The sequence below is a fragment of the Magnetococcales bacterium genome (assembly GCA_015231175.1).
In the GTDB taxonomy this organism is placed as follows: Bacteria; Pseudomonadota; Magnetococcia; order Magnetococcales; family DC0425bin3; genus HA3dbin3.
Window position 1 is genome coordinate 1 of sequence record JADGBZ010000126.1, and the last position, 5,770, is coordinate 5,770.

Annotated in this window: 4 protein-coding genes; all 4 read right to left on the reverse strand. The window is 60.5% G+C overall.

The window, feature by feature from the left end:
• Positions 1-77 precede the first annotated feature (77 nt).
• Positions 78-1,229 (reverse strand): putative lipid II flippase FtsW, encoded by a 1,152-nt coding sequence (ftsW, locus tag HQL63_15515; GenBank protein ID MBF0178234.1) that lies wholly within the window; start codon positions 1,227-1,229, stop codon positions 78-80.
• Complete coding sequence (gene murD / locus HQL63_15520; protein MBF0178235.1) at positions 1,219-2,616, reverse strand: UDP-N-acetylmuramoyl-L-alanine--D-glutamate ligase; 1,398 nt, start codon at positions 2,614-2,616, stop codon at positions 1,219-1,221. The genes ftsW and murD overlap by 11 nt, the downstream gene beginning before the upstream one ends.
• 284 nt (positions 2,617-2,900) lie before the next feature.
• A complete protein-coding gene (locus tag HQL63_15525) occupies positions 2,901-3,995 on the reverse strand; it encodes a phospho-N-acetylmuramoyl-pentapeptide-transferase (GenBank protein ID MBF0178236.1) in 1,095 nt (364 codons plus the stop codon).
• Positions 3,996-4,007: 12 nt separating this feature from the next.
• Positions 4,008-5,387, reverse strand: coding sequence for a UDP-N-acetylmuramoyl-tripeptide--D-alanyl-D-alanine ligase (locus HQL63_15530; GenBank protein MBF0178237.1), 1,380 nt, complete (start codon positions 5,385-5,387; stop codon positions 4,008-4,010).
• Positions 5,388-5,770 lie beyond the last annotated feature (383 nt).

Genomic DNA, 5,770 nt, shown 5'->3' on the forward strand with positions numbered 1-5,770 from the left:
CTGGTGGGGTTCGGGGCGAAGCCCTGACAAAGGCTTTCATATCCAAGCTTTTCTTAGAAAGGGTGCTGAATAGTTACCTACTCTCTTCCCACCCGGCTGGCATGGTGCTGGGGGGGAACAGTCCGGGAAAAAGCCAACAACAGCCCAATGATGCTCAGAGTGATGATCAGGGAGGATCCGCCATAACTGACCAGAGGCAGCGTGAGCCCCTTGGGGGGAAGCAACCCCATGACCACCCCCATGTTGGCAATGGATTGTGTCCCCAGCAGGATTCCCATGCCGGCGGCCCCCAGTCGGACATAAGGGTCAGGCGTGGAGCGGGCGATGGCAAAGGCGCGCCAGATGATTGCGGCAAACAGGGCGATGATCAACAGGATCCAGAACAGTCCCAGCTCCTCGCCAATAACGGAAAAAATAAAATCCGTGTGGGCCTCCGGCAGATAAAGCTGCTTTTGACGACCCTCTCCCAGGCCGGTGCCGCTGATGCCCCCACTGCCAAAGGAGAGAAGAGACTGGGCCAATTGAAAATCGGAGTCCTGGGGATCGTCCCAAGGATCCCAGAAAGACATGACCCGTTGAAAACGGTAGGGGGCCATGATCACCCCGGCAGCGGCAGCTGGAATCGCCGCAACGATCATGAAGACAATCCATGCGAAAGGAATTCCTGCGACAAAAACCATACCCAACACCACCGTGCCACTGATCAGGGTGGCGCCAAAATCAGGTTCCGACATGAGCATGGCGGCAGCAACGCCAAAAAGGACCAACAAGGGAAGCAACCCCCCCTTAATCCTGAGGACGCGCCCTGGATCGGTCTCCAGCACATGGGCCACGAAAAGAACGAGCAATACCTTGAAAGGTTCTGACGGCTGAATGGTGAAAACACGAAAATTGATCCAGCGTCGGGCGCCTCCACCTTCAATACCGAGGCCGGGTATCAACACGATCGCCAGTGTCATCAGGGAAACCCAAAAGCCAATCCGGCCCAGATTGCGGATCGACTCCACCGAAAGCCGACTGATGACCGTAGCCACAATGATCCCGATCATGGCAAAGATCAGGTTGCGCACCGCAAAATGGTTGGGATCGCCAAACCGGCGCATGGCCACGGGAACCGACGACGAATAGACCATCACCTGACCGATGACCACCAGGGTCAAAGCGGCAGCCGCCAACCACAAATCCATTTGGGCCAATTGACCAAAAAAGCCCTTTTTGTCAGATGCCATGGACCGCCCCCCGAAATTTTTCTCCCCGATCTTCAAAGTTGCGAAACATGTCGAAAGAAGCACAAGCCGGGGAGAGCAGCACCACCCCGCCGGGGGGAACCAGATCCCTGGCCCGATGTACGGCCTGAACCATGTCCGTGGCGCGTTCCACCCGGGTGACTGGGCGCAGGATCTGTTCCAGGGCGTCCGCCGCCTCTCCGATCAAAACCGCCGCCGTGACCCGGTTCTGCACCTGCCCGGCAAGGGGGGCAAAGTCACTGTTTTTATCCCGTCCACCGGCGATCAGGACCACATCACGGCTGAACGATCCCAGGGAGGCCACCACGGCGCCCACATTGGTTCCCTTGGAGTCGTTGTAGTAGCGGACGCCCTCCAGGGTACGGACCAACTCCATGCGATGGGCCAGACCGGAAAAACGGGTCAACACCGTCACCACGCTTGCCGGTGGAACGCCACACGCCAGAGCTGCCGCTGCCGCCGCCGCCGCATTGGCCTGATTGTGTCGTCCGACCATGGCGATGTCAGCAACCGCCAGCAGAGGATGGGGATGGCTGGAACGGTGGTCCACCAGATATTCCCCCTGAACATAGATCCCGCCCGGAACCGGCCTGTCGATGGCAAAGGGCACGACATGGGCTGAGGAGCGTGTCAGGTTGGCCAGAGTGGCCGCCAAGGCAGGATCCTCCGCGTTGATCACGGCAACGTCACCTGCTCCCAGATGCCTGAACAGGCGCTCCTTGGCCGCCAGATAGGCAGCGGCGTCTGGATAACGATCCATATGGTCGGGGGTCATGTTGAGCAGAACACCCACCTTGGGGCGAAATCGATCGATGCTTTCCAGTTGAAAGGAGGAGAGCTCCAAAACATAGAGCGACATCGCCGGATGCCAGAGGGAGAGGGCTGCATCGCCCAGATTGCCCCCCACCGCTCCAGGGAGGCCGGCCTCCTGCACCATGAGCCCCACCAGGGTCGTTACCGTGGATTTGCCATTGCTGCCGGTAATACCGATAAACTCCGGCGGCGGAGTTTGCCTCCGGGTCCAGCGATACAGCCACTCCACATCGTTGCCCAGGTTGCAGGCCTGCAAGGCCGGGTGACTCCGGGGAACGCCAGGGGAAAGCAAAACAGTCTGGCACTGACGCAACCTGCCTGCGGGCAACGCTCCCAGGTGTACCTCGACGCCGGGCAGGGCGGCCAGGGCTTCGCTGCCGGAAACCTGGGATTTTTCATCACATGCCAGGATGGTGTGGCGCCGCTCGGCCAAAAAACGGACGGCAGCCGCGCCGGAACGCCCCAACCCCACCACACCGATCGGGCCAGCGTGCGGCGCAGGAAGATCCCCACCGTCAGGCAAAATTTGGGATATGGCTTCGGAATGATCTTTCATGGGACATCCAAGTTTCCATACATTTCAGGTAACGACTCAGCACTCTTTCAAGAAAAGCCTGGAGAAAAAAGCCTTTGTCAGGGCTTCGCCCCGAACCCCGCCAGGGCGCTGCCCTGGACTAAGCCAGGGAGCCAGCCCCCTGGACCCCGATTCGTTACCGGGTGTTGAAACTGAAAAACTGGGATGGAGGTCCAGGAGGAAGGGCTGTGCCCTTCCTCCTGGTGGGGTTCGGGGCGAAGCCCTGATAAAGGCTTTCACATCCAAGCTTTTCTTAAAAAATGGCCTCAACGAATCTTCAGGGTGGCCAACCCGACCAGGGCAAGGATCACCGAAATGATCCAAAAACGCACGATGATTTTGGGTTCTGCCCACCCCTTCAACTCGAAATGATGGTGGATGGGGGCCATGCGAAAAACCCGCCGGCCAATCATCTTGAAAGAGGCCACCTGCAACACCACCGACAGGGTCTCCATCACAAAAACGCCCCCCACGATGACCAGGACGATTTCGTGATGGGTCACCAGGGCGACGCTCCCCAAAGCCGCTCCCAGGGCCAAAGCCCCCACATCGCCCATGAACACCTGGGCTGGATAGGCGTTGAACCAGAGAAATCCCAGAGAGGCCCCCAGCATGGCCCCGCAAAAGACGGCCAGTTCGCCGGCCCCGGCGACATAGAGAATGCCCAGATAGCTGGCAAAATGGACGTGACCCGCCACATAGCTGATGATGGCAAAACTGGCCGCCACCAGCAACGTCTGACCAATGGCCAGACCATCCAGTCCATCGGTCAGGTTGACGGCGTTGCTGCTGCCGACGATGACCAATACTGCGAAAGGAAAGAAGAACCACCCCAGATTCAGGGTGACATGCTTGAAAAAGGGAACCGTCAACAGGCCAAACTGCCCGGTGCCGTGCAGTTTCAGCAAAACCGCCGCCCCCAGGGCAATGCCGATCTGGAGCAACAGGCGGGTCCGGGCCGGCACCCCCTTGGGATTGTTCCAAAGCAATTTGCGGCTGTCATCCCAGAAGCCGATGGCGCCGAACCCCAGGGTGGTGAGCAACACCATCCAGACAAAAATATTGCTCAAATCCGCCCACAACAGGGTTGGCACCACCAAGGCGATCAGGATCAGGGTTCCCCCCATGGTCGGGGTTCCCTTTTTTTCGATGATATGGCGCTGCGGCCCATCGGTGCGAATGGGTTGACCTTTTTTTTGCATCACCCGCAACTTGCGAATCATCCACGGCCCCAGAAGAAAGGACAACAGCAGCGCCGTCAGGATCGCCCCGATGCTCCTGAAAGTGATGTATTTAAAAAGATTCAAAAATGACAAACGTTCAGACCATTCGGACAGGGGGACAAGAAGGTGATAGAGCATCGTTTCGCTTTCTCAATCTGCCAGGAGGTCTTGGACGATACGTTCCATGCGCATGCCACGGGAGCCCTTGACAAGCACCACATCTCCCGTCCTCAAAAGGGGACGGATTCTGCCGAGCCATTGGGCCGGGTCGTTTTGATGGTGGCAGGCCCTGCCGGCATCGTTTTTGACGGCATCGTGCAGGGAGGCCATGCAGGGTCCAGCCGTAAAGAGGCGATCCACGCCCGCCTGACGTACCGGGATGGCCAGATCGGCATGGATCGGCTTTGTATCGGGCCCGAGTTCCAGCATGTCTCCCAGTATGGCCACCCGATGGCCGGCGGCGGCAAAGCGGGCCAGGGAGTCCAGGGCCACGCTCATCGAACCGGGATTGGCGTTGTAGGTGTCGTCCACCACGCACCAGCCGTGTCGGCTCCGGCGCACACCCCCTCGGCCCGCCCCGGGTTGAAAATTGCCCACGGCTGTCACGAGGTCATCCGGACTGGCGCCGGCCAAATGGGCCGCCGTTGCAGCCGCCACGGCATTGGCCACCATGAACCGGCCCGGGTGGCGCACCAGCAGGGTCATGGCCACTTGTTCCGGCTCCAGCAGGAGACGAAACCTCTGGCCGTCGCCTTCCGGACGCACATCTTCGGCCCGGGAGGGATCCGTCGCCGCAAAACCGAAGGTACGCACCCGACCCCGACAGGCGTTGCGCAACAGTGCGGTGAAGGGGCTGTCGCCCGGAATGATCCCCACGCCTTCCGGGGCGAGGGCTTCCAGCAACTCCGCCTTGGCTTTGGCGATGTTTTCCAGGGAGCCCAGGTGTTCCAGGTGAGCCGAGGTGACACTCGTGACCACCGCCACATGCGGGGGCGCCACGCCGGCCAGATGGCGGATCTCCCCGGCGGCGCTCATGCCCATTTCCGCCACCAGCACCCGGCAGTCGGGGGGCATGGCGAGCAGAGTCAACGGCAAGCCCAGGTGGTTGTTCAGGTTGCCCCGGGTGGCATGCACGCCGCCCTGCCGGGCCAGGCAGGCGGCGATCATCTCTTTGACCGTCGTTTTTCCGGAAGAGCCGGTCACCGCCACCACCCGGGGGTTGACCCGCTTGCGCCATGCCATGGCCAACTGCGTCAGGGCGACCTGGGTATCCGGTACCAGCAGCAGCGGCACAGCGACCGGACCCTCCGGTCGGCGACTCACCACCGCCGCCCCGCACCCTTTGTTCACCGCTTCGGCGACAAAGTCGTGTCCGTCGAAGCGCAGGCCCGGGATCGCCACAAACAACGCTCCCGGCGTCACCTGCCGGCTGTCGATCGTCACGGATGTCAAACGTGTGTGGGGAGCGACATGTTCGGGAAGCAACGGCACGATACCCAACGCACTCCCTGCGAACTCCAGATCAAACACCACCAGCCTCCCTGGCCATGGGCCAACATGTATCCACCAACGACGCGGATCTTCCCACCCCTCCCAAACCCCAACGCGGCGAAGGGGGCACATCATGGCACCGGTTGCGATCAGGATCCAGTGGATTTGATCGCTGCCAGGGATGAATTCCCTGACCTGCACGACGGGCCGCTCCTCGCACTCTCTTGCAAAACCTTATTTCGGGTCGTGCAGATTTTTGTAGCCATTCACCACCCGGCCACGCATCGGGGTCCAGGGGGCCGGCTCCCTGGCAGGTCCAGGACAGCGTCCTGGTGGGGTTCGGGCGAAGCCCTGACAAAGGCTTTTAGGTAGTGTCCCAACTTGGTTTATCTGGTAGAATCCACACGAGGTTTCCATGTTGC

What these genes read in the sequence shown, in the direction of transcription:
- ftsW (MBF0178234.1), bottom strand. Translation starts at nt 1,229, where the DNA reads ATGGCATCTGACAAAAAGGGCTTTTTTGGTCAATTGGCCCAAATGGAT.
- murD (MBF0178235.1), bottom strand. Translation starts at nt 2,616, where the DNA reads ATGAAAGATCATTCCGAAGCCATATCCCAAATTTTGCCTGACGGTGGG.
- HQL63_15525 (MBF0178236.1), bottom strand. Translation starts at nt 3,995, where the DNA reads ATGCTCTATCACCTTCTTGTCCCCCTGTCCGAATGGTCTGAACGTTTG.